The sequence below is a fragment of the Hymenobacter ruricola genome, from assembly GCF_015694525.1.
Classification (GTDB): Bacteria; Bacteroidota; Bacteroidia; order Cytophagales; family Hymenobacteraceae; genus Hymenobacter; species Hymenobacter ruricola.
Genome location: NZ_JADQDM010000001.1, coordinates 914,332 through 940,868, shown reverse-complemented (window position 1 = coordinate 940,868; position 26,537 = coordinate 914,332). Strand labels below are relative to the sequence as shown.

The window sequence follows — 26,537 nt, the reverse complement described above, 5'->3', positions numbered from 1 at the left end:
GGATTTTCCCGAGTACCTTTGCGGGCCCGTAGCAATCGGCGTGCGGCCCCATATGCGGATATGGCGAAATTGGTAGACGTGCCAGACTTAGGATCTGGTGCCGCAAGGCGTGTGGGTTCGAGTCCCTCTATCCGCACTTTTTTCTGATACGGCCTTCAGTCGCATAGGCTGGAGGCTTTTTTTTCAACCACTCAACCCGCCAGCAGAAGCCGGCTCCCCTGTTTTGAACATCACCCTCGACAAGAACGACGAGCAGCTGACCGGGCTGCTGACCGTGCACCTGACCGAAGCCGACTACGCCCCCACCGTCGACAAGCAAATCAAAGAGTACACCAAGCGCGCCCAGGTGAAGGGCTTCCGCCCTGGCATGGTGCCCGTGGGCATGGTGCGCAAAATGTACGGCAAAGGCATTCTGGCCGAGGAAATCAACAAAATGCTGGGCAAGGCCGTGGATTCCTACATCAAGGAGAACAACATCAAGCTGCTCGGCGAGCCGCTGCCCGTGGCCAGCAACGTGGACTTCGACACCGACAAGGACTTCGATTTCCAGTTTGAGCTGGGCCTGCTGCCCGACTTTAATTTGCCCGAAAGCCTAACGGCCGAGCTGCACAAGGTGACCATCGACGACGAGACGCTGGCCCAAACCAACGAGCAAATCGCCCGTCAGTACGGCGAGACGACCAACCCCGAGGTTTCGGAGGCTGGCGACTATTTGTTCGGCAAGCTGAAGAAAGCCGACGAGGAAGGTGACGGCCGCACCGTGCTACTGCCCATCAACAAAGTGGCAGCCGACCAGCAGGAGCAATTCATCGGCAAGAAAGGTGGCGACGTGATTACGTTCGACCTGCAGAAGGCCTTCAACAACGACGCGGCTTCGATTTCAAACTTCTCGGGCCTGAGCAAGGACGAAGCGACTGCGGCCACCGGCGACTACGTGTTCAACGTGGAGAAAGTGAACCGCACGGCGGCCCCGGAGTTCAACCAGGAGTTGTTCGATAAGGTATTTGGCCCCGAGGCGGTTTCGACGCCGGAAGAGTTCGATGCCAAAGTGCGTGAGACCATCCAGTCGAACTACGACCGCGAGGCCGAAGGCTCGCTGAACAACCGCATTGTGGAGCAGCTGGTGAACGGCGTGGACATCAAAATTCCCACGGAGTTCTTCAAGAAGTGGCTGGTGCGCGCCAACGAGGGCAAACTGACGCCCGAGAAGGTAGAAGAGCACTACACCGACTACGAGAAAGAGCTGAAGTGGAGCATGATTCGCAACAAGGTGGTTGAAGAAGCCGGCCTGAAGGTGAGCAACGACGAAATCGTGAACCGCACCCTCGACAAAATCATGGGCCAGTTCAACATGCCGAACATGCCCGATGAGATGCGCGAGTCGATGCGCAGCTACGCTGACCAGTACCTGAAGCAGGAGAACGGCAAGAACTACGTGAACGAGTACGAGGCCATTCTGGCAGAGAAAGTGCTCGAAAACCTGCGCGGCAAAGTTGTTGTTACGGACAAGCCCGTAACGGCCGAAGAATTCCGGACCCTGCACAGCTAATGGCTGCGTAGCCCGACTTTTCAAAAAGCCCTTACGGAGACGTAGGGGCTTTTTTGTTGGGGTTCCGACAACATTCCTTTACTTCGCCCGTCTTAGAACCATCACCCGCGCAAGCGCAAGCCGGCGCCACATTTCAACCAAATGCTGAATAAACAAGAGTTTCGCAAGTTTGCGGTGAAACACCAGGGCCTCAGCGGCCTGGGTGTGGACCAGTACATCCAACACGTGGAAGGCCAGACCCGCGGCGGCCTGATTATGCCCACCGGCATGACCCGCTCGGTGATTGAGGAGCGCCCCACGCGCTTCGCCGAAATCGACGTGTTTTCGCGCCTCATCATGGACCGGATTGTGTTCCTGGGCACGGCCGTGGACGATTACATCGCCAACATCCTGACGGCCCAAATGCTGTTTCTGGAGTCGGCTGATGCCAAAAAAGACATCCTGCTCTACATCAACTCGCCCGGTGGCTCGGTTTACGCCGGCTTGGGTATTTATGACACCATGCAGTACGTGAACCCCGACGTAGCCACCATTTGCACGGGTCTGGCTGCTTCGATGGGCGCGGTGCTGCTGGCTGGCGGCGCTGCCAACAAACGTTCGGCCCTCCCCCACGCCCGCGTGATGATTCACCAGCCTTCGGGTGGCGCGCAAGGCCAGTCGTCGGACATCGAAATCACGGCGCGTGAAATCCTGAAGCTGAAGAAGGAATTGTATGACATTCTGGCGCAGCACACCGGCAAAACCTACCAGGAAATCCACGACAATTCGGACCGCGACTACTGGATGCGGGCCGACGAGGCCAAAGAGTACGGCCTGATTGACGAGGTGCTGGAGAAGAAGAAAGCTTAATTTCGGCTTCGGTCACACCCGCTTATTCTGTGGCATAGCTACTTGCTATTGATAACAAAAAAGCCTCTGCTGATTAGCAGGGGCTTTTTTGTTTGCGGCGGAATTTTGAAACTACCCACTGCTATGATAATGCGGGGCAGCGTTGCTTAAGGACGGTAGATTACAAAGTTGAAGCCTTGCTCGTCGGCATTGGCGGGATTGGACAAGCGCCGCACTTCTACCTCAACCAAGCCATTGGGGCCACCGTTGGCCGCCGCAGCGCTGAAATCGTTGAGGCCGGTGGTGGTGCCGATGCCACACGAGACCACGCAGACGGCGTTAGTCAGGTTGAGGTTGCCGGGGCTGGTAATGGTGATGTCGTAGAGTCCTAGGCCAGGCAACGGCTGGTTGACAGTGAAATTGCCGGAACCGTTGATGATGGTGCCGGTTTTGCTCACCCGACCGTAGGCGATGGGCAGGAGGTTGGCCCCGCCGGTGGTGGGGCTATTAAGCTCGACCATGCGCACCGGTCCGCCGCTGACGTCGAGGGCCCGGCCTGTGCCATTCTGCACGATTTCGACGGCGGTGGCGGAGCTGCTGGTGTTGTTTTGGCCAAAATATCCGGCCCGGCCGGTGCCGGTGGCCACGCCGTAGATGGCCGTGGCAGCACCGGAAGCGGACCCGGCAATCCCGATGCCGTTGGTGGAGGCGGCCGTCCCCAGCACGCCGTAACCACTGCTGCCGGTGGCGTCGCCCCGCACCCCGCTGCCGCTGACGGTAGTGCCCAGCACCCCGGTTCCCCCGCTATTGGTGCTGATTCCTTTCACTCCGGCCATCCCAGCATTGCTGCTGTTGGTGGTGCCGTATACCCCGGTGCCGCTGGTGCTGCCACCAATGACGCCGTAGCTGTTGGTAGCCGACCCGCTCACGCCGTAGCCACCGTTGGCCGAGGCAATGCCCCGCACGCCGTAGCCACCCTCCGTCAGGCCCAGCACCCCGCTGCTGGTGCCGCTGCCGCTTTCGTCGTTGCCCAGCACGCCGGCCGCGTTGCCGGTAGCGCCGGTGGTGATGACGCCTTCCACGCCGATGCCGTCGGCGCTGGCGCTTTGCTTCACGCCCCGAATGGCCGGCTGCGCCGAGGTGGCGGTGTTCACAGCGCGCAGGGCGGGCCGGTCGCCGTTGGTGCTGATATAGGCCGCCGTGGAGTCGTTGGCCGCATTGGCATTGGTTAGTTCGGCGATGCGGCCCAGGTCGCTCCCAGCCTTTTGGGCTTGCAGGGACGAACCGGTGGTGCTGCGGCCGTACAGGCCCGGCCCACTGCCCGAGGAGCCACTCACGCCCCGGCTGTCGGCGGATTCGCCGGCCACGCCGTAGCCATTGGTGCCGCTGGCCACGCCGCGCACGCCATAGCCGCTCACGGCCAGGCCCAATACGCCGGCGCCGCTTCCACTGGTAGTATTCGCGTTTTCGCCGCGCACGGCCGCCGCGCCATTGCCCGTGGCCGTGCCGCTGAGGGCTTGGCCGGCACCGGTGTTGCTCACGGCGAAGGCCGTGCTGCTGGTACTAGCGGTGCCGGAGTAGGGCAAAGTCAAGCCACTGCCCAAAGCAGGTTCGATGAAGACCCATCCGCCGGGCGTGCCGGCGTAGTACCAGAACCCGGTTTGGGCCCCGCCGGAGGCCGTGCCGTCGGTTTGGTACACCATCAAGCCCTGCGGGGGGGCGGTGATGGCCGTGCGCTGGGCCGCCGTCAGGCGCGGAATCAGCAGGCCCTTGTCAGTGGCCCGGATGTCGAGGGCCGCTTTGGCGTCCGGCGTGGTGGTGCCCACGCCTACTTGCGCCTGGGCAGCCAGTGGAACCAAGGCCAACAATGCGGCGGCAAAAGGCAAGACGTACTTCATGGTAGGTGCGTAAATTCGGAATGCGGACTTCGAAGGAGTGAGCAGCGGTTTCGGCCTATTTGCCGGCCGGCTCGAAAGAAGCTGTCACCTGGTCGAGCACTTTCTGCAAGGGCGCGAACTGCGCGGGTGCCCGCGTGGCGGAGAAGCCGTAGCGGCGGCCGTCGCGGTAGGCGTACACGCTCACCAGCTTTAGGCCGAAGGCGGCATTTTCAACCCGATAAGCCGGCAGCCCGGCCCCCACTTTGGTGGTGCCGACCTGCGGCGCCGCGCCGCCCGCGTTGCGAGCCGCGCTTTGCACCACGGCCGCAAACTCGGCCTGGCTCAGGGCGGGCTTGCCGCCGTGGGCAAACACCATGAGCTGGTCGTTCGGGTCGCTCAGGCGGTAGAGCTGCAGGCCGTTCATGCGGCCGAGCTGCGCGGGCGGGGTAGTGGCGGGCATGCTCTCGCTTTCCTGCGGCCCGGCGGGCTGGCCGGGGCGGTCGGGCAGCATGCTGCTGATGCGCAGGTAGCTATAAGCCCACCCCGCCGGCACCTGCACCGAAAAGTTGCCGCCCGGCACGCGCACCCGCTGCGCTCCGCTCGCCGCGGGGGGCGCAGCGGGGGGCGCAGCGGTAGCTGGCCCGGATGACGGCGCCGGCGCAGCGGGAGCCGGCTTGTCTTTCCGCCGGCCAAACAAGCCTTTTACCCCGGCCCCAATGCCGTCAATTCCGGCGTTGACACCGCGGCTGATTTCGCCGTTGGCGCGGCTGTTCACGCTGCTTTGGGCGGTGCGCGTGGCTTGGTCTTTCGTAATTATCTGGGCAGTGCCGGGCAGGGCTAACAGCACCGCGGGCAGCAGGAGGAAGCGAGAAATTTTCATGAGCAAGTCAAGGGTTAAAGTTTAAATAGCGAAGCATTTACCGTGCTGCGCAAGGAATAACGGGTGGCGGGGCAATTGCTTTCGGACTGGTTGCACTCGCGGCTTTTCATGCTTGCTGGCCGTGCCTTTAGGTAGGAAGTGAGGAAGCAGTGCCTCACGGACCGGGGCAACTCAGGGCTGGTACACCATGAAAGAGAAGGTATCCAGTGCGCCGGCCGGGTCGAAGACGAACTGCACCTGGCCCGCGCCGCCCGCGAAGCCGTAAATGGGGGCATTCGAGCCGTTGGGGGTGGCCATGATGGCGGCCGAGCCGAAATTGGCGGTGCTCAGGCCGGAGGCCGCCGTGAACGTTACCGTGTACAGGCCGTTGGTTTGCGAGCAGGTGAAGTTGCCAGTGCCCGAGGCCACGGTGCCGTTGGCCCGGATGCGGCCGTAGGCCACGGGCAGCAGGTTGGCAGCGCCGGTGGTGGGCGTGTTCACTTCCACCGCGCGAACCGTGCCGGCCACGTCGAGCTGGGCCTGCGGGTCGTCGGTGCCGATGCCCACGCGGCCGTTGCCCTTGATGCGCATGAGCTCGGTGCCGTCGCCGTTTTTGCCGCCGGCGTAGAACACGTGGTTGTCGGAGACGGCGCTCACGTGGTAGTTGAGCTGAAAGCCGCTCACCCCAAAGCCGTAGTGGTTGGTGCCGCTGCCACCGTCGTAGAGCGTGATTTTGGCTTCGGTGGTGGCGGGCGTAATGCTGAGCTGGGTGCGCGGAAATGAGGTGCCGATGCCCAGTCCCATGCCCATGGCGTAGCCCGCCCCGTTGTTATCGAGCACCAGGGCCGGGCCCGTGCCCCGCTGCCGGATGGTAACGGCCGCGGCCGAGCTGGCGGTATTGCTCTGGGAAATATAGGCCGCCGGACCGGTGCCGGTGGTGGTGGCATTGAAGGCCGTGGCCGGCCCGCTGGCACTGGCCACTACCGCGGTGCCGTTGGCCTGGCTGGCCTGGCCCTGCACGCCGCGGCCGCCGGGCGCGTCCACGTCGCCAAACACGCCGATGCCATTGTGGCTGAAACCCGACACGCCAACGCTGCTGCTGCTCGTGCCCGTGTTGCGGCCCACCACCCCCGCCACGCCGATGCCGTCGCCGGCCGTGCTGCCGCGCACGCCGATGTCGTCGCCGGAGGTGCCGCTGACGCCCACGTTGGTGGTGCTGGAGCCGCTCACGCCCGGCCCGCTGCTCGACTCGCCGCTCACGCCGGTGCCGCCCGAGGTAGCGAAACCCCGCACCCCGGCAGTGGCTATGGTGGTGGCTTCGGTGGTGCCGAACACGCCGGTTTCCTGTTTGCTGCGGGCGTACACGGCGTAGTCGGCGTCGCTCAGGCCCACCACGGCGGCGTCCTCAATGTTGGGCACGTTGGTGCCCTTCACGCCCACCACGCCCTGGCCGGGTCCGGTGCCGTTGACACGCCCCACCACGCCCTGCCCGCTGGCCGAAGCCCCGCGCAGGCCGCTGCCGCTGCCCGTGTTGGTGATTTGAAAAACCGGCCCCGACGCCGACGGGTTGGCCGAACCGCTATAAGGCAGCGTCAGGCCGCCGCCGGTAGCCGCCGTGAACTGCTTGGTGCCGTCGGCGAAGACGAGGCCGGTGGTGGCCGCCGGGCCCGTGATTTTGATGTTGCCGCCCACTTCCAGGCGCTCGCCGGACGCCGCGGCCGCCCCCAGCCCGATGCCCACGTTGCCAGGGTAACCGCTGTCGCTGCCATCGAAGCGAAAATCGCGGGCCTGGAACTGCAGCCGGTCGTCGGCGCCGGCTTCGCCCAGCGTCACGTAGTCGCCGTCGCCGAATTTGAGGAGCCGGTTGTTGGCCGCCGAGTTCCACTGGGCAAAGCCAACGCGCACGTCACCGCCGTCCACGCGCAGCCGGTCGCCGGCCGTGGGGGCTGGGGTGGTCCCCAGTCCGGCGTTGCCGTTGCCATCCAGGCGCAGCCCCACGGTGCCGGGCACGGTGGCCGTGCCGCCCACCAGCAAGTTGCCCTGCAGGTTGAGGTTTTGAGTGGCGGTGTGGTTGCCCAGGTTGTCGCCGGCGCTGGCCGGGCCGGAGGTGAGGCGTGTCCACTGCGGGGCGGCGGGCGTGCCGGCGTTGTAGTAGAAGCCCGGGCCGTCGGGCAGCGCGGCGCTGGCGCTGTACACGAGCAGGCCCGTGGCCGGGTTCGTGATGGTCGTAGCGTCGGTGAGCGAGGCCAAGTTCACCTGGTTGATGAGCAAGCCCAGGTTGGGCGCGCGCAGGTGCAACGACGCCGACGGATTGGGCGTGGTGGTGCCAATGCCCACGGACTGGCCGTAGGCGCCGGCCGAAGCCAGCAGAAGCAAGGTGCCGGTGCGGCGCGCGTGGGCGGCTAGTTTGTTCATGGGAAGAGAATGGTTTTGCCGCTTCGCCTTGACCCGGCCGGCAGTAAGAGAATGCTAGATTTTTACCAGCTCCACGCGGCGGTTTTTGGCTTTGCCGGCCTCGGTGGCGTTGTCGGCCAGGGGCTTGGTTTGGCCGAAACCGGCGGCTTGCAGGCGGGTGGCGTCGATGCCTTGCGCGGTGAGGGTGGCCACCACCGTGCGGGCGCGGGCTTCGGAAAGCTCCTGGTTGTGCGGGGGCGTGCCGGCGTTGTCGGTGTGGCCCTGCACGGCCAGCTTCAGGTCGGGGTTCTGCGACAGCAGGCTGATGATTTGGGCGATGGTGGCCTGCGCGTCGGGCTTGAGGGTGGCCTGGTCGGTGTCGAAGTTGAGGTAGAGCGCGACGTGGCCGGTGGCGTCGAGGGCTTTTTTCATCTCGGCGGCGGGCAGCACGGAGGCTTGCATGGGCAGGGCCTTTTTCTCTACCACGGTCAGCCAGTAATTTTCGTGGTCGTCGTAAATCTGGTAGGGCTCTACCCAGATTTCCTTGTCGGGGGTGCGCACCATGTAAACGCCGGCCTTTTCGTGGGGGAACATGCTGTAGCGGCCCCGGTGGCGGCGCTCGTCGAAGGTCAGCTTGGCGTCGGCGAACTTCTGCATATTGCCTTCCCACACGGTCACGCCGCCCAGGTCATGTATCAGCTTCTCGTAGGTTTTCTGCACCTGGAAAAACGACGCCCCGCTCCCCACGGCCTTGATAGTGGCCAAGCGGCCTTCGACGGGAATGATTTTCGTGCCGTCGAAAAATTCGTACCGGTCAAACGCGGCGTCCTTCATCAGGTCTTTCACTTCCTCGGAGCGCACTTCGCTGTCCTTGATGGTGCCTTTGTGGTAGTTGTCGAGCAGAGTGAAGTAGGGCCAGGCCCCGAGCTTGGGCGTGACGACCGGGGCGGTGCTAGGGTCGAAACCGGCGGGCGCGGCAGGCGCCGCCGTGGCCGGAGGTGCCGCTTCGGGAGCGGCGGCTGGGGCCACCGCAGTTGCTGGCGCCGGTGCAGGAGCAGGCTTAGTGGCGGCAGCGGCTTCGGTTTCCGCGGTGGCTTTTGGCTCGGAGGAGCAACTGGTCAGATAGGCAAAGGCACTTACCAGCAGAATGGAATAACGGAGTTTGAACATGAAAAGAGATTTTTAATCGAAGGGAGCTACTGAAGTTTTTGTCAAGGCAGCGCGAGCGAAAGCAGGCGCCGGCGGGCGTCAGGTGGAGCCGCAATGCCTAGCGGCGGGCGCTGATTTCCGACGTGCGCGGGCCTTCCTGCGCGGGCGTCAGCACCGCCACCGAGTAGATGTAGAGCACCTGCGGCCTGGCCGTGGCGTCGAGGTAGCGCGTGGCGGTGGCGGGCAGCGTGGCCAGGCGCTGGGGCTCGGGCTGCTCGCGGGTGCGACGGTAGAGGGCGTAGCCGCGGCCGGGCAGCACGGCTGGGTGGCTCCAGCTCACTTCCAGGCCTTTGGGTACCGCGCGGGCATTGAGCTGTGAGGGGGGGACTGCCGCAGTGCTTGTGCTGGCAAAAACCGTTGGCGTGGCCACGGGCGAGAGCGCGCTTTCCGTGCCTTGCGCATCAAGGGCCGAAACAGCATACTGGTAGGCCTGACCGGGGCGCATAGTGGCGTCCTCATAAGCCGGAGCGCGCAAGTCGTCGGCCAGCAAAACGAAGCCGGGAGCGGCAGCAACGGCCGGCGCGGCGGTGCTTTTGCTTGGTGCGCCTTTTCTAGGAATCGGGGCCGGTGCAGGCTTGGGTGCCGGCGTTGCAGCCGCAGCGGGACGGCGGTAAACGCGGTAGCCGACCACAGCAGGGTCGCGCCGCTGCACATCGTCCCAGCTCAGGCGGGTGGCGGCACCGTCGGAGTAGCCGCTCAGGCCAAGAGGAGCCGCTACGGCCATGGGAATATTGGGCTGGGCGGCGGCGTGGTCAGAGAAGGGACTGGCTTGCAGGTTCTTGTTTACGTCCTGCACGGCGTACACGTATTGGCGGCGGCCGTTGCGGGCGGTGGTGTCGAGGAAAGTGAGCGTGCCGCCGCGCAGAGCCGGCGACACCACGACCATAGAATCCTGGTCGGAGGTGCCGCGGTACACGAAATAGGCTTCGTGGTTGAGGTCGGGCCCGGCGGGCTGCCAGCGCAGGCGCACTCCCCTACCCTCCGGCTCGGCGGTGAGCTGCACGGGGGCCAGGGGCGCGCTGCTGCGGCCCTCCCCGCCCTGGTGAGACGCGAAGGCCGCACCCGTAGCCGCTTCGGGGGCCCGCAGGCCGCCGCGCAGCAGCGTGCGCAGGCGGTAGTGGTAGGTCACGTTGGGCAGCAGGCGGGTGTCGAGGTAGCCGGCGGCGCTGGCCGGAATGGTATCGAGCCGCACGTAGTTGCCGCGGGTGTCGCGCGAGCGTTGCACTTCAATGCCCAGCAAATAGGGCTTGGCCGGCAGTGCAGGCCAGCTTAGGGCGATGCCGTCGGTGGTGTCGCGCGCATTCACGCGGCTCACGGCGGGCATGCGCGAGGGCGAAACTGACAGAACGTAAGCCGTATCGGAGACCGGGCCGGGGTTGCCCACGAAGTCCAGCGGTTCGATGTAGTAGCGGTACAACGCCTCGGGCTCGACGCGCTGCTGGAAGGTGAAGCGCACGGAATCGTCGCGGCCCCGCTCGTCGCGCGTGGCCAGGATTTGGTCGGCCACCACGGAGAACGTCTTTTCGCCCGGCCCCTGCCGCCACACCCGGCCAAACAGGGTGATGAGCGGCGTGTTGGCCCGCGCCGCGGGCGCCACCCAGCGCACCACCACGGCCGAGTCGCGGCCGGTGGCGCGGCGGGCGCGGGGGCGCGGCAGGGCACTGCGCTGGCCCACGGCCACGGTGGCTTCGGGGAAGCGGGTAGTGGCGCCGGCGCCGCTGGGCGCGCGGCCGGTGGCGTACTCGGGCACGAGGCGGTAGGCGAAGCGGGTGCCGGGCTTGGCTTTCACGGCGTCGGCATCGAGGAAAGCCGTGCCCAGGGCCACCCGAAACGACAGGCTCAAACCCAGAAAGCCGTAATCGTCGAGGCTGGGGTGGGCCTGGAGGTAGGCCCAGGCCGCGTCGTCGGAAGCCAGCTGGTGGGTTTGGCGAATTTGTTCGAGGACGCCGGGACCGGCTTGCTGGCGAAACTCGGCCAGTGAACCAGCCTGGCGCACTTGGCCGACTTCCTTGAAGTCGTTGCTGCCGGCCGGGGCGCGCAGCACGCGCACCGCCACCAGGCCTTCGGGGCTGGGCTTGGCGGCGCTGAGCGCGGTGTTGCTCACCACCGCGTAGACGCCGGCCGGCGACGGAAACACGGGCGCCTCGCCCGTTTCGGCAGCCTCTGGGGCGGCAGGGCGCGACTGGGCCCGGGCGGGTGCCGGTGGCGTTGTAACGGTCAGCCCCAGGCAGGCGCTCAAGAGCAAGAGGGCGTTCTTCATGGCGTTGGAAACTTGATAGTTGTTTGCAGAAATGGTGTAGCGTGGACGCTGCGAGTCCGCGTATGAGCGGGACGTTCGCCCAGGCGCGGACTCGCAGCGTCCACGCTACCGTTCGTCAGGCTCCCTTCCTTGAGGAGGGCGCCCGGCGTCAGGCGTTTAGATGTCCAGCCCCACGTCCATGCCCGACGTGGACTTGTAGTCGACCGTGATGCCGGGGTGGGCGCAGACTTTGATGCCGACCGGAATCGGGCAGACTTTGCAGCCGAAAACGCAGGCCTTGAAGCAGCCGCCCCAGCAGATTTTGTTGGCGCAGGCGTTGCTGCAGTCGCCCAGCCAGCCCACTAGGTGGGCGCCCACGGTGCCGTTGAGGTTCCAGCCCTGCGACGGGTTGTAGCCACCACCCAGGGCCCCGGCGGCGCCTACGTCGGCCCCGCCAATGCTCTTGCCGGCCACGGTCAGGTCGGCCCCGCCGCCCCAGCCGCTGCTGATGTACAGGCCGTAGCTGTTGCTGGCAAAATTCATGTTGAGGTTGCTGACGGCGTCGTTGTAGTACCAGATTTTGCCGCAAGCCTCCCAGAAACAGGCGCTAAACGCGTCGTTCTGGTGGCGCCCAAACGAGGTGTTGCTCTGCATGTGCGCGCCGTTCACGGTGGTGCCGTTGCTGAGGTAGGCTTTGTCGATGAAGCCGGTGTAGTCGCCCAGTTCGGGGTGGTTGTTCACGTTCAGGTTCTGGCCCACCAGGATGTTGGCATTGGCGTTTATCAGGCCCAGCAGCGAGGTTTTCGCGCCCATGCTCATCACCCAGTAGGAGTCGTTCTGCTTGCCGCTCACCACCACAATGCCGCCCACCGTGCTGCTGCTCATGCCCGGCAAGGGCGTGTAGTTCGACGTGAGCTGCACCGAGGCCAGGGAGTTGGGGAAGTCCAGCAGCAGCTTGGCGTTGGCCATTTTCTGCTCGGCCACCGTCAGGTTGGCCGTGCCGGTGATGACCGGGCCGGCTTCCACCGTCACCTTGATGGGATTCAGGGCCAGGCCGGCTTCAAACGCCGCCACGCTCACCACCCCGCTCACGGTCACCGATTTCAGCTTCTTGTTGCCGTAGCTCAGGCCGCCGCCCACGCTGGTGAGCAGCAGGCCCGGGCCCACCGGCACCGGCGGAATGTTGCTCTGGATGTTGGCCGCAAACTGGATGTCGCCGGCCACTTTCTGGTACTTGAAATCGGCCTTCACATTCATCACGCTCACCAGATTCAGCCCCAGCGCCCCGGCAAAGCCGTTGTTGAGGAAGCTCACCGAGCCGCCCAGCTCCCCTACCCCGATGGGCACGTGCAGGCCCACGTTTTCGAGCGAGGGCGCCTTGCCGGGGCGGTACTTCAGGTTGCCGGCCTCGGCTTTCACCAGCGGCAGGGTCAGCTGCACGTCGCTGAGCACGTCGATGCCCACGCCGCCGATGGTGTTGAACTTCACGCCCTTCACTTTCAGCGAAGCCAGCCCGCCGAAGCCGATGGAAAAGTCGGCCGGCACCTGGGCCGAAAACTGGCCGTCGGACCGCACCGTGAAGGCCTGGACGGTGATGGTTTTGTCGATGAGCGGCAGCGTGGTGGTGGCCCCGCCGCTGAAGAACGACGGCCCGCCGTTGGGCAAGGTGCCGAAGGCCAACGGCGAGCCGGCCACCGGCTTGAACTTGGCCAGGCTGAACACGTCGAGCCCGGCGCTGGGCAGCACGAAGTTGCCGCCGTAGAGCTGGCTGGTGCCAATGAGCAGGTCGGAAAAGTTGACCACGCTGGCCGCCGAGCCCGGCACCTGCACCTTCACCGCGCCGCTGAGCTTGAAGCCCTGCTCGGTGAGGCCGCCGCCGGTGAGCGTGAAGCCGAAGCCGCCTACGCTCACGCTCACCGCCGGATTCAGGCCCAGCGTGGCGGTTTTGATTTCGCCGCCGGTGGCAATCCACAGGTTGCTGACGTTGATTTTGACCGAGTTCAGGCCCGGCACTTTGTCGAGCTGCACGCTGCCGGCCAGGTGCAGGCCGTCGGTGCCCGCGGTGCTCTGCGTCAGGTCGACGGTGGCGGTGAAGCCGTAGAGCGAGAGGGCGGCCGACTTGGCCGGGGCCCGCAGCTTCAGGGTGGTGGCGCTGTAGGGCAGCTTGCCGTCGGAGCCCAGCACGGGCAGGACGGGCACGGCGCCGGTGCCGGGGGCGTCGCTGAGGTAGGTTTTCACCCCGGCGTTCCAGGCCCAGCCCAGGTTGTTGCCCAGCGTGCCGTAGTTGATTTCGACGGCGCCGGCAATGAGCCCTTTGGTGGGATTGCCGGCCTGCATCTGCACCTTCAGGCCCGCGGTTTCGGCAATTTTGACGGGCAGGAATTTGAAGGCCGTCATCGCCAGCTCGGTGGCGTCGGTGAGGACAAAATCCTTGCCTTTGGGCCGCAGCACGCCGTTTTTGTCCACGCGCACGGCCACGTTGGCAAACTCCAGGCGCGTGCCGGATTTCACGCTGAAAAGGACGTTGCCGGGCAGGTTCACGAAGGCGCCGGTGAGGGTGGTGTCGGCGCCGGTGGCCAGGGTTTTCACCTCGATGGGGAAGCCCAGCAGCTTATCAATGGCAAAGCCGGCGTTGGTGAGGGCAAAATTGACGGTGGCGTTCTGGCCGGGCACGAAGGTCTGGCTCTGGCTTTGGCCGATGAGGCCCTGCTTGGTGGCCTCCATCGTCCAGGGGCCTTTGGGCACGCCAATCAGCTCGTACTGGCCGTTGGCGGCGGTTTGCACCTCCATATCGGGCCGGCCGATGACGCGCACTTTGGCGCCGGCCACGGCCGCGCCGTCGGCTTGCACCGTGCCTTGCACGCGGGTGCCGGGTGCCAGCTTCACGGTCAGTTCCGTCACCTTGCCGTTGGTGGCAATGGTGAGGTCCTGCAGGCTGGGCACATAGGCAATGGCCGCGCCCGCAGGGCCGCTGATGCGCAGGCCCGCCGGCCCGCCGGGCGCTTTCTCGAAGTAGGTCTGGCCATCGGCGCCGGTGGTTTGGCTCAGCACCGGGTCGGTGCCGGGGAAGGCCACCGTGGCGCCGGCCAGCGGCTGCCCGGAGGCCGAGTCTAGCACGGTCACGCGCAGGCGGCCCACCAGTTTATTGAGGGTGAAGACGCCCAGGTCCTGGCCGTCGCCCACGACACCGCTGCCGCCACCGGCGCCTTGCAGGTAGTTGAGCAGCGCGTTGTTGTCGGTGATGCTGCCCCCGTTGTACTGGCTGGCGCTGGCAATCCCAAGACCGATGCCGGCAACGGCGCCGCTGTTGCCCGCACCCTGACCGGCGGGGAGCGCACCCTGACCCGCGGTGTCCGCACTCTTACTGGCGGTGACCGCACCCTGGCCGGCGGTGCCCGCACCCTGGCTGGCGGTGCCCGCACCCTGACCCGCGGTGATTGCACTCTGGCCGGCGGGGAGTACACCCTGGCCAACGGGGAGCACACTCTGGCCGCCGGGGAACACACCCTGACCGGCGGGAAGCGCACTCTGGCCGCCGGGGAGCGCACCCTGGCTGGCGGGGAGCGCACCGTTGCCTATTGGGCCGGTGCCGGGCAGCTGGAAGGGCGCCGCGCCGGCCACTTGCAGGCTAGAATTCTTGCCGAAGGTTTTGGTCAGGTCGTTGGTGACGTTTTTCTGGGCTTTGGCCCCTGCGCCGGAGCCAGCGCCGGTGCCGCCCAGCACGAAGTAGTTGCCGGAGTTCTTCTTGCCGGTTTTGGGGTTGGTGAGGCCGTCGCCGTCCACCCACACGCTGGCGCGCAGCTCCTGGAAACCCAGCTTGTAGATGATGAGCGTGTCGGCCCCGGCCTGATGGGTGGTCATGAACCGGCCCTCGCCATCGGCCTCAAACGGCTTGCCGCCCGATTTCCAGCGCAGGTTGGCCTGGGCCACGCCGGGGCCCTCGTCGCTCACCACGCGGCCGGCCACGGGGTGCACCACGGCGTCAATCGAGATGGGGTCGCGGGTGACGATGCCCTGCGGGCCGGTCTTGTCGAGCTTGATGTTGTCTTCGCGCCAGCCCTTTTCCACGCCCGGACCGGTCAGTACTTCCAGCGTCATCGGCACCGAAGTTTTGCCCAGGGTGCTGATGCTGAACGCGCCCTTGCTGTCGGTTTGGGTGGTGTAGATTTTGCCGTCGCCGGGCGTGGTGCGCTTCAGGCGGATGTTGGCGCCCACCACGGGCGAACTGTCGTGCTTGCGCAGCACGCGGCCGCGCACCAGCGGCGGGCTGCCCACCAGCTCAATCTTTTTGGTGATGGTGACGACGCCGTCTTTGCAGCTGGTGCCGGCGGGCCAGGCGCTCAGCGTGGTGGCGAAGTTGTTGTAGCCCTCGCCGGTGATGAGCAGGTTGTACTTGTCGGAAGCGCCGCCGTTGTTGGCGAACAGGCGCGTGAGCGCCGTTTTCGTCACGGGCACGTCGGTGATGAGGATGCCGCCGTCGGCGCCGAGGCGCTGGGCGCGTTTCTCTTCCGGCTGCTGGCCTTCGGGCTTGGCGTAGGCGTGGGCGTTGTACCAGCTGGGCAGGCGGAAAACCGACACCTTAACCCCGGGAGCGGGCTTGCCACCCTTGTCCACCACTTCCAGCTTCAGGCGGTAGGAGTTGGCCAGGCACAGGGTCTGGCCCAGGTCGTAGCCGCCGTCTTTGCCGGGCTTGAGCTCGTAGCCGGTGGGCTCTTCAAAGAAGTGCGCGTCGCTGATTTCCACCCGCAGGCGGCTGACCTGGTACGTTTTGTTCCCGTCGATAAACTGGGGCATTCCGCCCCCTTCTATTGGCGCCGTGAGCATGCTGATGGCGAAGTCGCCGTTGGCATCCGTGGTGCCAATGCCCATCACCTTGTGGCGCTCGGCGTTGAGCGTGGGGTCGTTCCAGCCCATCTGGCCCTGGGCGATGGGTTTGTAGTCATACACCAGCTTGATTTTCTGGTGGGCCAGCGGGTAGCGGCTCTTGCCGATGATGCCGGGCAGCTGCATACTGGGTGCCACCCCTAGCTGGATGGGCGGGTTGCTGGCCGAACTGGAATTGCTGCCCGTGCCGAGTTGCGAACCAAGCTGCCCGCCGCCGGCCAGGCTCCCGCCGCCCACACTGAAGCCGGTGGTGGTACCGCCGCCGCTCACCACGCTGGTGTTGCTCATCATGCCGGCGTTGGCACCGCCGGTGGTGGAAGTTGTCACGGCCGTCAGCGGGCCCGTGGTGGCCGTGGCGCCATTGTAGCCGCCCGTCGGGCTGGCACCCGCGCCGGCGTTGGCGCCGTAAGAGCCGGCCGCGCCGCCCGCGCCGCCGGTCGAGGCCGTGTGCAAGGCGCCGCCGAGCGCCGCCGTAGCCGTGGGCCCCGCGCTGGGGTCATTAAGCGCCGCCAGGGCGTTGCCGGTGGCGTCGAGGCCTTTGCTATTAACTTCTGTAAACAAGGAATTGGCTTCCTCGCTGGCGCGCCAGCCCCACTGCAGGTTGCCGCGCACCAGCACCATCGGAATCTTCGTGGTGACGGTGTGCATATCCTTCACCGTTTGGATGTGCGGCGCCGGAGTGGAGGCCACGGCCGGCGCCGCGCCGTACACGAAGCTTTGCACCTCGGAGCGGCCGTTGTTGCGGAACACGGCCTGGCCGCGCGGGTCGCGGGCCGTCACGGCAAAGGCGTAGCGCCGGCCCACGATGAGGGCCGGCTCGGAAGGTCCGTAGAGCAGCACGGTGGCGCCGGTCACGGTGCGCTCGAACAGCGGCGGCACCGTGCCGGCCAGAAAGGCGTCGTTGATGTTGCGGCGCGGGTCCGACATTTCCACGATGCGCAGCTCATACTCCGTCGTGATGGGCGCGCCCGCCGGCCGGCTCCAGGTGAACAGGATGTTCTGCGGGCTCACCGCCTTGAAGTTTTCATCGGCCAGCGGCTTGATGATGTAGGGCGGCTCCAGGCTGCGCAGGGCGAAGGGGCGCGAGCAGCCCACCGGGTCTTCGGCCGAGAGCGGGCGGCCGTTGGCGTAGTCCAGGGCCTTCACGCAGATGGTGTAGGTGCCTTCGGGCAGGCCGTTGCCGCGCACCATCTGCTGCATGGTGATGCCGGTGTAGGTCAGCATGTTTTCATCAAACAGCTGGCTCAGCTCCTCCTGGTCGAGCCGGCGGGTTTGCAGCGGGTCGAGGTTGACGGGGCGGGGCGAGCGGGCGCTGGGCTTGGTTTGCACCCGGATGCCGTTGTCGCCGCTCAGGGTGCCGGCCAGCTGCAGGCTCAGGGGCGTGCGGGTGGTGTTGCTGAGGGTGATGAGCAGGCGGTTGGGCTGGTCCACGTAGTCCGACAGGTGGGTCGAGTACGGGGGCAGCGGCATCACCGTCACGCGCACGGCCTGGACCGAGGCCTGGGCGCGGGCGCCACCTGCCAGCAGTAGCAGCGGCAGCAGCAGGCACAGGCTTCGCAAAACAGAGTTGAGGTCTTTCATGCGGAAAAAGTTGGAGTGAAGGATGTAGTCAAAAAGCGCGTCAGCCAAAGCCCATCAGAGCGTGAAGCCGTAGCCGATTTCGCCGCGCGTTTCGGTGTAGCGGGGGTTGCTGGGCGTGTCCTGGTCGGGCTGGCGGGCGGTGTAGGCGGCGTCGAGGCGGAAGCTGTGGTGGCGGCCGGCGCGGTAGGTGGCGCGCACCCCGCCCCCCACGATGCGGCCCGGCTCGCCAAACCGGCGCGCCGACAGCCAGGAGCCGCGCAAGCCCAGCCGCAAGGCGTCCTGCTTGAGAAAAGGCCGGTCGGCCGAGAGCTGCAGGCCGCGGTTGAGGTCGGCGCCCTGGCTCAGGCTCAGCTCCGTGTAGTTGTAAGTGGCGCCCAGCGTGAGGCGCGGCCCCATCAGCGTGAGCTGGTAGTTCAGAAAGGCGTTGAGCGAGGTGAACTCGCTGAGCTTGTCCAGCACGCTGCTGCCCAGGCCGCGCAGCGTGGACCGGTCCACCGACAGCAGCACGGCGTGGCCGTAATGGTCGCCCATCAGCACGTAGCGCGGCGCCACCGAAAAGCTTTGCGTCGTCTGGGCCAGCCGAAAGGAATCGGCTACCTGCACGGCGCCGGCCTGCTGCTGGTCGGTGGTGAAGTTGGTGTAGTTAAGGTCGATGCCCAGCCGCTCGGACAATTCGGCCGACGCCGACACCGAGCCGATGATGCGGCGGCTGGTGAGCTGCTTCTGACTGCGCAGGTTGTCCTGCTGCACGCCCAGGTTGCCGCTCAGCCGCAGCTTTTGCTTGAAGAGCGCGAAGCTGGGCGCCAGCGTCAGGTTCTCCAGGTCGTCCTGAAAAAAGTAGGCGCCCATGCTCTGGTAGCCGGGCGAGATGCGGCGGTAGCGCACCTTCAGGCCACGCCCGTTTTTGGAATAGCCGGCGCCGGCTTGCCAGGCGGTGTAAGCTTCCGTCGAGCCGTTGATGTCGATGAGCTTGCCGAAGGTGCTATTCACGATGCCCGGCAGGTTGCTCTTTTCCAGCTGCAAGCGGCTGCCCAGGCGGCGCGTAAACAGGCTGATGGCACCGTCGCCTTCCACAAACCAGTACTTGTCTTTGCCCAAGCCCAGCCGGCCGCCCAGGCCCACGGCCAGGTTTTCGGCGGGCTGCACCAGGGCGCCGGTGTTGCCGGCCGCCAGGCGGTCGGTGGCGCTCACGCTGGTGCTGTCGTCGCGGCCTTTCACCAGGGTCACGTCGATGAAGGATTTCTCCGGGGCGCCCACGCCCAGCTTCAGCGCGTAGCCGCGGCGCGAGAAGGCGAAGGGCGCCGTGAGGCCGGTGGTGGCATCCACGGCGGTGGCGCGGGCGAAGCGGCCCACCATCAGGCCGAAGCGAAACTTGCCGGGGTTCAGCTCCACGCCGGCGCCCAGCATGGTGTGGCCGGCCAGCGTGAAGGGCGACCACGACAGGTTGCGGTAGCCCAAATGCGCGGTGGCCCACTTATAGGTCGGGCTCAGCCCGAACTGGTTGAAGGGCTGGCGCACGGCCCGGTCCTGCTCGCTGAGCACGAAGTCGAGCGGCACGGCCACGCCGTAGATGTTGACGGTGGGGCTGCCGCTGAGCACGTAGCTGAACGGCTTGCGCCGGGCCGTGATGTTGCCCGAGTAGTTGTAGAACACGGTGCGCAAATCCAGGGCGCCGGTGAGGGTCACGGGCTTTTGCTGGGCCAGCGTGGCCAGGTCCTGGGCCCGGGTGACCGCAGCCCCGCTCAGCAGCAGGGCCGCGGCCGTGAAGCGCAGAAAGAGGTGTAGCGGATGTTTCATAGCGCAGAAAGAGACCCGGTGGTGATAAGCGAAAGCAAGCGCAGTCAACAAACAGATAGTCAAGCTTCCGACTAAGGCAAAGAAACCTTGATGCGATGGCCAAACCCGTTCGTATTTGGTGCAAAAGCGTTATTGAATGTGCCTTGCTCTTCGGGTTTATGCCAAATGCGTGCGGTTTTGCGCAGGGCGGCGAAAGCGGAGCCGTAGTGGTCATTTTCCCACGCCACTCCGGCGGTTGCCATTCGAATTTCAGGCGCTGGCAGCGCCAGAATGTTGCACCACCAATGGGCATGGCGGAGCCCACTGGGCCCATATCGCAGCGCCTGAAATTGCTGTTTTCCCGCTTTCAGTCAAGATTTGCGCGGCGGCCTGGCCACCATTGGGCAAGCCCGGCCGCCGCGCTGGTGGCCTAATGAAACTTGTGGATGCTGAAGCTGCCGTTGGTCACGGTTTGGGTGCCGCTGCCGTTGCCCAAGGGCGTCGCGCCGGCCGTGAAGGAGAACGTGCCGCTGAGTTTCTGGGCATTTTTGTCAAACTCCGTGACCGTGACGGTGCCATTGATGGCGTTGGGGCCGTACAGGGTAGTGTAAGTCGCCCCGGATTTGCCATCGGCCCCGTTCAGGGTGATGGAGCCCACGGAGTAGTCGTTGAGCGCTGAGCCCTTGGGCAGGTCGTACACGCCCGGGCCTTTCGCACTAAGGCCCAGCAGCGGTATCGACAACACGTTATTGAGGTCTTTGGACCCGGCGAGAATGAAGATTTTGTCGCCGGGGTCCACCACGGCGCCCGCCGTAATCTTGTCGGTATAAGTGACGTTGTTGTGCGTCCAGGTCACGATGCCGTCGCCTTCGGGCGTGGCGTCGTCATCGGAAGAGTCTTTTTTGCAGGACGAAAGACCCAGGGAAGCGCCGCACAGCAGCAGCACGGCGTAGCGAGTGAAGGAATGCATGGGGGTCTATTGAAAAAGGAGAAAGGAATGGAAAATGGTAGCCGGCTAATCGGCGGAGGCGCGGCTTCCTTGGCGCGGCACCAGACTCGGTAGCGGAAACCCCTGATTCGAGCCAGCGCGACGCTGGGCGCATCGGACGGGCGGTTGCCTACCGGAACTTGGTGAACGTGAAGCTGCCGCTGGTGACGTTTTGGGTGCCGGTGGCGCTGGTGTTGGGCACGGCCCCAGCCGTGAAGCTGAAAGTGCCGCTGAGCTTCTGGGCAGCCTTGTCGAACTGGCTCACCGTGATGGTGCCGTTGCTGGCGTTGGGGCCGTAGAGGGTGTTGTGCGTGGTGCCCTGGCCACTGCTGGCATTGAGGGTAAGGGCCGCAACCGGGTAGTTATCAAGCACGGAACCCTTGCGCAGGTCGTACGTGCCCGCACCTTTGGCGTTGATGCCCAGCAGGCTCAGCGACACGATGTTGTTGTTGTCTTTGGAGCCGCCGGTGACGATAATTTTATCGCCGGTATCCACGATGGCCGAAGCGGTGAGGGTGCTGGTGTAGGTGGTGCCGTTGTGGGTCCAGGTCACGGTGCCGTCGCCCGAGGACGTGCCGCTGTCATCGGCCGAATCCTTTTTGCAGGACGACAGGCTGAGGGCCGCGCCGCAGAGCAGCAACAGGGCATAGCGAGAAACCGAACGGAAGGTTTTCATGGGGCATGCGGGTTACAACAGGGTTAATTTGATGGTCAGAGGATGTCCGGCCTTGGTTATTTGGGCGTGTAGTTGATTTTGTAGTCCACGTTGTTCGTGTTTTGCCAGGCCACGCTGGGGTTGCCGGCCACGATGAGCGCCAGCTCGAAATCAGCGCCCGAAGAACTGTTCAGCACTTTCTGAATGGCCGTTTTATCGAAGCTGCGGCCAATGGACAGCTTCTGGCTGGTCAGCTCAAACACCTTGCGGGTTTGCTGGGCACTGCTCCCATCCTTCAGCACCAGTTCCGAGTCGTTGTTCTGGAGCGCCCAGGTGCCGTTGCCCGTCGTGCCGTCGCTGTACGTCACCACCGTTTTGCCATCGGTGTTGAACTTGTAGCCCGCCTGGTTGGAGGAAGGCTCAGGAAAGGTATTGGACTGAGCGTCAATGGTCAGGGTGGAACTGTTCACTTTCCAGGTCCCGGCCGTGAGCATGGCCGTTTTGGAGGGAGCGGGCGCATCTTCTTTGTCTTTTTTGCAGCCCATCGAGGTGACCAGCAGCCCGGAAAGCAGGAGAATGGAAAGGGTTTTCATGTTAAGAAGGGAAATGGTGGTTGGAATTGATGAAAGAAAGTGAAGTTATTTTTTGTAAAATCCAGAAAAACAGGCGGATGCTGAAGAGTGCAAACCTTTTCTATTTCCGGGCCGCGGGCCGCAGCAGCCCCCAGTTGCTGAGCACGCCCGCGGGCCCCTCGCCCACCGTGCAATGGCCGGCCAGCTCAAACCCCAGCCCCTGATAGAAAGCCAGTTGCGAGGGCACCTGCCCGCTGAAGTAGCACGGCAGCGGCGACTGGCGCAAGGCCAGCGTGGCCGCCAGCAGCCGCCGGCCCTCGCCCCGGCCCTGGGCCGCGGGGTGCACCGCCACGCCCAGCAGCAAGTGGTGCGGGCCGGCCAGGCTTTGGCGGCGCAGCCACGCCACCGTGCGGATGAGGCGGCGCAGGCGCTGGCTGCCGGCCCAGCCCAGCCACCAAATGGCCGGCAGCAGCAGGCGCAGTTGCAGGGCCCAGGGCCGCCGCAGCTCCGTGGGGTGCAGCCACAGCACCAGGGCCGTGCCCGCCGCATTGGTATAAGCCACGCCGTGGCGAAACACGTAGTCGAGTAGCTGCCGGAGCAGCCAGTGCTGGCGGCGGGCGCCAATGGGCGGCGCGCACACGTAGCTCAGGGCCGGGTGGGCCGCCATGGCCTGCCCGAGCAGCGCCACGGCCCACTCCAGGTCGGGGGCTTCGAGGCGGCGCGGAATGGCGTGCCGCACCGGTGGAAAGTTGGGAAAAGGGACACTTTGCATAAGCGCCAACGCCGCCAAATGCGAGCGGCGTTGGTACTGGCAAAGGAAGATTGGGCCTGCGCGGAAGCTCTTCCGCGAGCATCCCAAATGCTTACGCGCACATTGCGCGGCATTCGTTGGCGTTGCGCGTGCGTTGGTTTTTGCGCGCGCACCCGGTTTGAACGCCGAAATCGTGGTTTTTCCCGAGAAAAAAGCCGGCGCTTATTCCTTGCCCACCGTGCTGGGCGCGTAGCCAAACTGCCGCGAAAACGCCGTGCTGAAGTGGGCCGGGCTGCCGTAGCCCACCTGGTAGGCTACTTCCGCCACCGTGCCCACCTTGGCTTGCAGCAGCGCCAGCGCCCGCAGCAGGCGGGTGTTGCGCAGGTACTCGCCGGGGGCCTGGCCGGTGAGGGCTTTCAGCTTGCGGTGCAGCTGGGTGCGGCTCAGGCCCAGCTCCTGGCCCAGCTGGTCCACGCCGTAGGTTTCGTCGCTCAGGTGGGCGAGCACGGCCGCGTCGAACTTCTCCAGAAAGGCCTGGTCGAGCGAGGGCAGGGCGGCTACGGCCGCCGCGTGCACGGCCAGCTGGTTGGGCAGCGGCGCCGTCAGCCGGCCTTCGGCGGGGGCGCGGTCGGCGGGTTCGGCGCCTTCTTCGGGCGCGGCCAGCAGGGCGAAGCGGGCGCGGTTTTGCTGGCTCAGGCTAAGCAGGCTGCGCAGCTGGGCCAGCAGCTCGCGGGGCCGGAACGGCTTGGGCAAATAGGCGTTGGCGCCCATCTCCAGGCCTTCGAGGCGGTCATCAGCCGAAGAGCGGGCGGTGAGCAGCACGACGGGAATGTGGCTGGTGGCGGCATCGGTTTTCAGCGCCTGGCACACCTCGTAGCCGCTCAAGCCCGGCATCATCACGTCGCTCACAATTAAGTCCGGCACCTCGGCCCGCGCCAGCGCCAGCCCGGCCGCCCCGTCCGGGGCCAGCAGTAGGCGGTAGCCCGCCGGCGCCAGCGCTTCGGCAATAAAGGCCCGCACTTCGTCGCTGTCTTCGATGATGAGCACCAGCGCCGCTTCGGCCGCCGGGGCGCTGGCCGGCTCGGTGGGCGCCACCGGCGTGGCAAATGTGCCGTCCGGCAACTCCAGCGCCGCGGGCGGCACCAGCTTCGGGGGCGTTGAGGGCGGCGGAGCGGGTGCGGCGGGGTCGGCCACCAGCACGCCGCGCGGCAGTTTCACCACAAAACAGGCGCCCTGGCCAGGCGCGCTGCTCACTTCCACCGTGCCGCCGTGCAGGGCCACCAACTCGCGCACCAGCGCCAGCCCAATGCCGGTGCCCTGGCGGGCCGCCCCGGCTCCGGGCCCGGCCGGCTCGCTGCCGCCCTGATAAAAGCGGTCGAACAGGTGCATGAGGTGCTCGGTGGCGATGCCCGGGCCGGTGTCCTGCACGGCCAGTTCCACGGTGCCGGCGGGCGCGGCCACGGTGGCTGGCCCGCTGGCCAGCCGCAACGTGACCTGCCCGCCAACCGGAGTGAAGCGCAAGGCATTGGCCAGCAGGTTAGTCAGCACTTCGTCGAGCTTCACCGCATCAAACACCAGGGGCACAAATCCAATGGGCGCTTCCAGCCGCAGGGCAATGCCCCGGCTGGCGGCCAGGTCCTCGAAGCTGGCCAGCGCGTGCCGCACCAGTTGGCCCGCGTCGCCGGCCGTGGGGTGCAGGCGCAGGGCTCCGGCGTCGAGCTTGCTCAGGTCGAGGAGCTGGTTGATGAGGGCCAGCAGCTTGCGGGCCTGGCCCAGCACCAGGCCGCCGCGCTGGCGGCTCAACGTGTCGGGCGCTTGCTCGGCCAGCAGTTCGGCCGGGCCGAGGATGAGGGTGAGCGGCGTGCGCAGCTCGTGGCTGATGTTGGTGAAGAAGTCGGTTTTCACGCGGTCCATTTCCTGCAGGTGGCCCAGGGCCTGGCGCTCCAGGCGGCGCTCGGCGCGCTCCCGCTCCTGCAGGCGGGTGCGGCGGCGCACCACGTACAATACCAGCCCCAACGCGCTGGCGTAGAGCAACCAGGCCCACCAGCGGCGCCACCAGGGCGCCTCGATGGTGAAAGAAAAGGCAGCGGGCTTGCTCCAGCCGCCTTCGCCGTTGGTGGCCCGCACCTCAAAGGTGTAGGGGCCCGGCGGCAGGTTGGCGAAGGTGGCCGACGTGCCCTCGCCCGGGCTGGCCCAGGCATCGCCCAGGCCGCGCAGCCGGTACTGGTAGCGCACGCTGCCGGGCCGGGCCAGGCTCACGCCCTGGAAGTCAACGCTCACGCCGTTGAGGTGGTAGGGCAGCGTGAGGCCGGCCTGCAAAGTGGTGTCGCGCAGGTTCACGCGCAGCCCGGTGAGGCGGGTGAGCGGCGGCACGCTGGCGCGGGGCACGTGCCGGGGATTATACAGCATCAGGCCGCCCACGGTGCCCATCCACACCTGTCCGTTGGAAGTCAACAGCACGGCGTTCTGGTCGGTTTCGCCGCCCAGAAAGCCGTCGGCCGGCGCGTAAGAGCGCACGGTGTTGGTTTTGGTATCGAGCACATCGATGCCCAGGTTGGTGCCCACCCACACCCGGCCGGCGCTGTCGCACTGCACAAAATAGGGGTTGATGGAGTGCAAGCCCAGCTCCAGGCCGTAGGTGTGCAGGCGGCCTGAGGCGGGCTCGTAGCGCAGCAGCGTCTGCCCGATGGGCCCCAGCCAGAGGTGGCCGCGCCGGTCTTCGCTGATGGAGCCGACGGTGAGGTTGCCGGACTCCCCATCCACCCGGCGGAAGGTGTCGTGGTCGGTGTCGACGCTGATGAGGCCGGCGTCGTCGGAGGCCAGCCAGAGGCGGCCGGCGCGGTCGCGGTACACCTGCCAGAAGTTGTTGCTGGTGAGGCCGTTTTGCCCGGCCCGAAACGTGCGGAAAGACTTGTCGGCGGGGTCGTACACCGTCACGCCGCGGCGGTGCGTCACTAGCCACATGCGGCCGCGGCGGTCTTCGGTCATGCTGGCCACGTATTGGCCGGCCAGGCCTTCCACGTTGCGGTCGTAGCTGTCCCAGCGGCCGGTGCGCAGGTCGTAGCGCCAGGCGCCTTCGCCCAGCGTGCCCACCCACATGCCGCCGTGGCTGTCGGGCGCCAGGCTGAGCACGTAGTGGCCGCGGCCGGTGCGGGCCGGTATCAGCAGCGGGCGCGCGGGCGGCTGCGGGCCGCTGGCCGCCAGGGGCAGCCGCGCAATGTCGCGCTCGGTGCCCACCCACAGCTCATCGGGGCGGACCTGGCTCAGGGCCGTCACGGGGTTCACGGGCAGGCCGTCGGCGGTAGTGAAGTGGGCAAACCGCTCGTCGGTCAGGTACTGGTTCACGCCGTCGTCGAAGGCGGCCCAGAGGCTGCCCTCGCGGTCCACCAGCACGTCGCAGGCGCGGTCGTCGTCGAAGGTGGTGCGGCGCGCGATGGTGGTGAACCGCAGCTGGCCACCTTGGATGGTGCCCCGGCACAAGCCAGCGGCCGTGCTGGTCCACACGCGGCCCATGCCGTCCTGCACCACGCGCAGCGCGGGGCCCGGCAGGAGGCCATCGGCCGGCCCGTAGCGGCGCACCCGCCAGCCGGCGGGCCCGGTGCTCACCCGCAGCAGGCCGGTGGCGGCCCCCACCCAGGCCACCGAGTCGCTGACGCGGTAGCAGCCGTTGAGGCGCTGGCGCAGGGCTTCGGGCAGGGCCGCGCGCTCGGCGGGCAGGGGCTGGCCGGTGCGCCGGTCGAACACGAGCACGCCCAGCGGGGTGATGGCCCACTGGCGGCCGCGCAGCCCCGGGCCCACCCACTCCATGGTGTCGGTGGGCAGGCCGCGGGCGGCGCTCCAGTGCTGCACCGCCGTGTCGGGGCGGCCCGCCTGAAACTTCAATCGCCAGATTCCTTGTCCCTTCGAGCCCACCCACAGCTCGCCCGGCCCGGCCCACAGCGCCGCCAGCAGGCCGGGCACGCGCAAGCCGGGCAGCGGCACCGGGTGAATGCGGCCGTTGGGGCCGAGGGCGGCCAGGCCGGTGTACTTCTGGCCCAGCCACACGGTGCGGCCGTCGGGCGCCGCGGCCACGGCCAGCACGTGCGAGTCGGGCAGGCCTTCCTGGCCGCCGTAGTTTCGGAATTCCTTGCCGTCGAACACGCACACCCCGCCCTGCGTGCCCACCCAAATGCGGCCTTCCGGGTCCTGGGCCAGGCAGTACACGCTGGACTGCACCAGGCCGTTGGCCGTGGTGAAGGTGCGCATGGCCAGCGTTTGGGCCGCCGCCGGCGCGGCCAGCGCCGCCAGGCTGCTCACTATGCCGAGCCACCACAAGGTCATCCGGCGCTTCACCGGCTTAGCTAATAGACGTGGAAACATAGAAAGACGGGTCCAA

15 protein-coding genes and 1 tRNA gene are annotated in these 26,537 nt (G+C 66.5%); 3 read left to right on the top strand and 13 right to left on the bottom strand.

Annotated elements, in window-relative coordinates:
* Window positions 1–54: 54 nt before the first annotated feature.
* The 3 genes from I2H31_RS04020 (at window position 55) to I2H31_RS04010 (ending at window position 2,398) form a co-directional block, all read left to right on the top strand.
* Window positions 55–136: transfer RNA gene (locus I2H31_RS04020), tRNA-Leu, on the top strand.
* An 87-nt stretch (window positions 137–223) separates the two neighbouring features.
* Window positions 224–1,549: a trigger factor gene (gene tig / locus I2H31_RS04015; protein WP_196291699.1), complete on the top strand. Its 1,326-nt coding sequence runs from the start codon at window positions 224–226 to the stop codon at window positions 1,547–1,549.
* A 141-nt stretch (window positions 1,550–1,690) separates the two neighbouring features.
* Window positions 1,691–2,398, top strand: coding sequence for a ClpP family protease (locus I2H31_RS04010; protein WP_196291698.1), 708 nt, complete (start codon window positions 1,691–1,693; stop codon window positions 2,396–2,398).
* Between the two features lie 146 nt (window positions 2,399–2,544).
* On the opposite strand, the gene I2H31_RS04005 is transcribed toward I2H31_RS04010, so the two are convergent.
* The 13 genes from I2H31_RS04005 to I2H31_RS03945 form a co-directional block, all read right to left on the bottom strand.
* The gene (locus tag I2H31_RS04005) at window positions 2,545–4,275 is read right to left on the bottom strand and encodes a hypothetical protein (protein ID WP_196291697.1); all 1,731 of its coding nucleotides are present in this window, start codon (window positions 4,273–4,275) and stop codon (window positions 2,545–2,547) included.
* 55 nt (window positions 4,276–4,330) lie between these two features.
* Window positions 4,331–5,134 carry a hypothetical protein gene (locus tag I2H31_RS04000; RefSeq protein WP_196291696.1) on the bottom strand — a complete coding sequence of 268 codons (804 nt, stop codon included), beginning with the start codon at window positions 5,132–5,134 and terminating at the stop codon, window positions 4,331–4,333.
* A gap of 171 nt (window positions 5,135–5,305) precedes the next feature.
* Window positions 5,306–7,528, bottom strand: coding sequence for a beta strand repeat-containing protein (locus I2H31_RS03995; protein WP_196291695.1), 2,223 nt, complete (start codon window positions 7,526–7,528; stop codon window positions 5,306–5,308).
* Window positions 7,529–7,582: 54 nt separating this feature from the next.
* Window positions 7,583–8,677, bottom strand: a complete 1,095-nt coding sequence (locus I2H31_RS03990) for an OmpA family protein (RefSeq protein WP_196291694.1) — start codon at window positions 8,675–8,677, stop codon at window positions 7,583–7,585.
* Window positions 8,678–8,774: 97 nt separating this feature from the next.
* Entirely contained in the window at window positions 8,775–10,976 is a 2,202-nt protein-coding gene (locus I2H31_RS03985) for a hypothetical protein (RefSeq protein WP_196291693.1), read from the bottom strand.
* A gap of 156 nt (window positions 10,977–11,132) precedes the next feature.
* A complete protein-coding gene (locus tag I2H31_RS03980) occupies window positions 11,133–17,420 on the bottom strand; it encodes a carboxypeptidase regulatory-like domain-containing protein (RefSeq protein ID WP_196291692.1) in 6,288 nt (2,095 codons plus the stop codon).
* 54 nt (window positions 17,421–17,474) lie between these two features.
* Complete coding sequence (locus tag I2H31_RS03975; RefSeq protein WP_196291691.1) at window positions 17,475–19,217, bottom strand: hypothetical protein; 1,743 nt, start codon at window positions 19,215–19,217, stop codon at window positions 17,475–17,477.
* 71 nt (window positions 19,218–19,288) lie between these two features.
* Window positions 19,289–19,459, bottom strand: coding sequence for a hypothetical protein (locus I2H31_RS03970; protein ID WP_196291690.1), 171 nt, complete (start codon window positions 19,457–19,459; stop codon window positions 19,289–19,291).
* 167 nt (window positions 19,460–19,626) lie between these two features.
* Window positions 19,627–20,166 (bottom strand): DUF6252 family protein, encoded by a 540-nt coding sequence (locus I2H31_RS03965; RefSeq protein WP_196291689.1) that lies wholly within the window; start codon window positions 20,164–20,166, stop codon window positions 19,627–19,629.
* 148 nt (window positions 20,167–20,314) lie between these two features.
* A complete protein-coding gene (locus tag I2H31_RS03960) occupies window positions 20,315–20,860 on the bottom strand; it encodes a DUF6252 family protein (RefSeq protein WP_196291688.1) in 546 nt (181 codons plus the stop codon).
* A 56-nt stretch (window positions 20,861–20,916) separates the two neighbouring features.
* Complete coding sequence (locus tag I2H31_RS03955; protein ID WP_196291687.1) at window positions 20,917–21,432, bottom strand: lipocalin-like domain-containing protein; 516 nt, start codon at window positions 21,430–21,432, stop codon at window positions 20,917–20,919.
* A gap of 100 nt (window positions 21,433–21,532) precedes the next feature.
* Window positions 21,533–22,150 carry a GNAT family N-acetyltransferase gene (locus I2H31_RS03950; protein WP_196291686.1) on the bottom strand — a complete coding sequence of 206 codons (618 nt, stop codon included), beginning with the start codon at window positions 22,148–22,150 and terminating at the stop codon, window positions 21,533–21,535.
* Window positions 22,151–22,384: 234 nt separating this feature from the next.
* Window positions 22,385–26,521 carry a two-component regulator propeller domain-containing protein gene (locus tag I2H31_RS03945; protein WP_196291685.1) on the bottom strand — a complete coding sequence of 1,379 codons (4,137 nt, stop codon included), beginning with the start codon at window positions 26,519–26,521 and terminating at the stop codon, window positions 22,385–22,387.
* Window positions 26,522–26,537 lie beyond the last annotated feature (16 nt).

Coding starts and splice junctions, on each gene's coding strand:
- I2H31_RS04010 (WP_196291698.1), top strand. CDS start 1,691: ATGCTGAATAAACAAGAGTTTCGCAAGTTTGCGGTGAAACACCAGGGC.
- I2H31_RS04005 (WP_196291697.1), bottom strand. CDS start 4,275: ATGAAGTACGTCTTGCCTTTTGCCGCCGCATTGTTGGCCTTGGTTCCA.
- I2H31_RS04000 (WP_196291696.1), bottom strand. CDS start 5,134: ATGAAAATTTCTCGCTTCCTCCTGCTGCCCGCGGTGCTGTTAGCCCTG.
- I2H31_RS03995 (WP_196291695.1), bottom strand. CDS start 7,528: ATGAACAAACTAGCCGCCCACGCGCGCCGCACCGGCACCTTGCTTCTG.
- I2H31_RS03990 (WP_196291694.1), bottom strand. CDS start 8,677: ATGTTCAAACTCCGTTATTCCATTCTGCTGGTAAGTGCCTTTGCCTAT.
- I2H31_RS03985 (WP_196291693.1), bottom strand. CDS start 10,976: ATGAAGAACGCCCTCTTGCTCTTGAGCGCCTGCCTGGGGCTGACCGTT.
- I2H31_RS03980 (WP_196291692.1), bottom strand. CDS start 17,420: ATGAAAGACCTCAACTCTGTTTTGCGAAGCCTGTGCCTGCTGCTGCCG.
- I2H31_RS03975 (WP_196291691.1), bottom strand. CDS start 19,217: ATGAAACATCCGCTACACCTCTTTCTGCGCTTCACGGCCGCGGCCCTG.
- I2H31_RS03970 (WP_196291690.1), bottom strand. CDS start 19,459: ATGGCAACCGCCGGAGTGGCGTGGGAAAATGACCACTACGGCTCCGCT.
- I2H31_RS03965 (WP_196291689.1), bottom strand. CDS start 20,166: ATGCATTCCTTCACTCGCTACGCCGTGCTGCTGCTGTGCGGCGCTTCC.
- I2H31_RS03960 (WP_196291688.1), bottom strand. CDS start 20,860: ATGAAAACCTTCCGTTCGGTTTCTCGCTATGCCCTGTTGCTGCTCTGC.
- I2H31_RS03955 (WP_196291687.1), bottom strand. CDS start 21,432: ATGAAAACCCTTTCCATTCTCCTGCTTTCCGGGCTGCTGGTCACCTCG.
- I2H31_RS03945 (WP_196291685.1), bottom strand. CDS start 26,521: ATGTTTCCACGTCTATTAGCTAAGCCGGTGAAGCGCCGGATGACCTTG.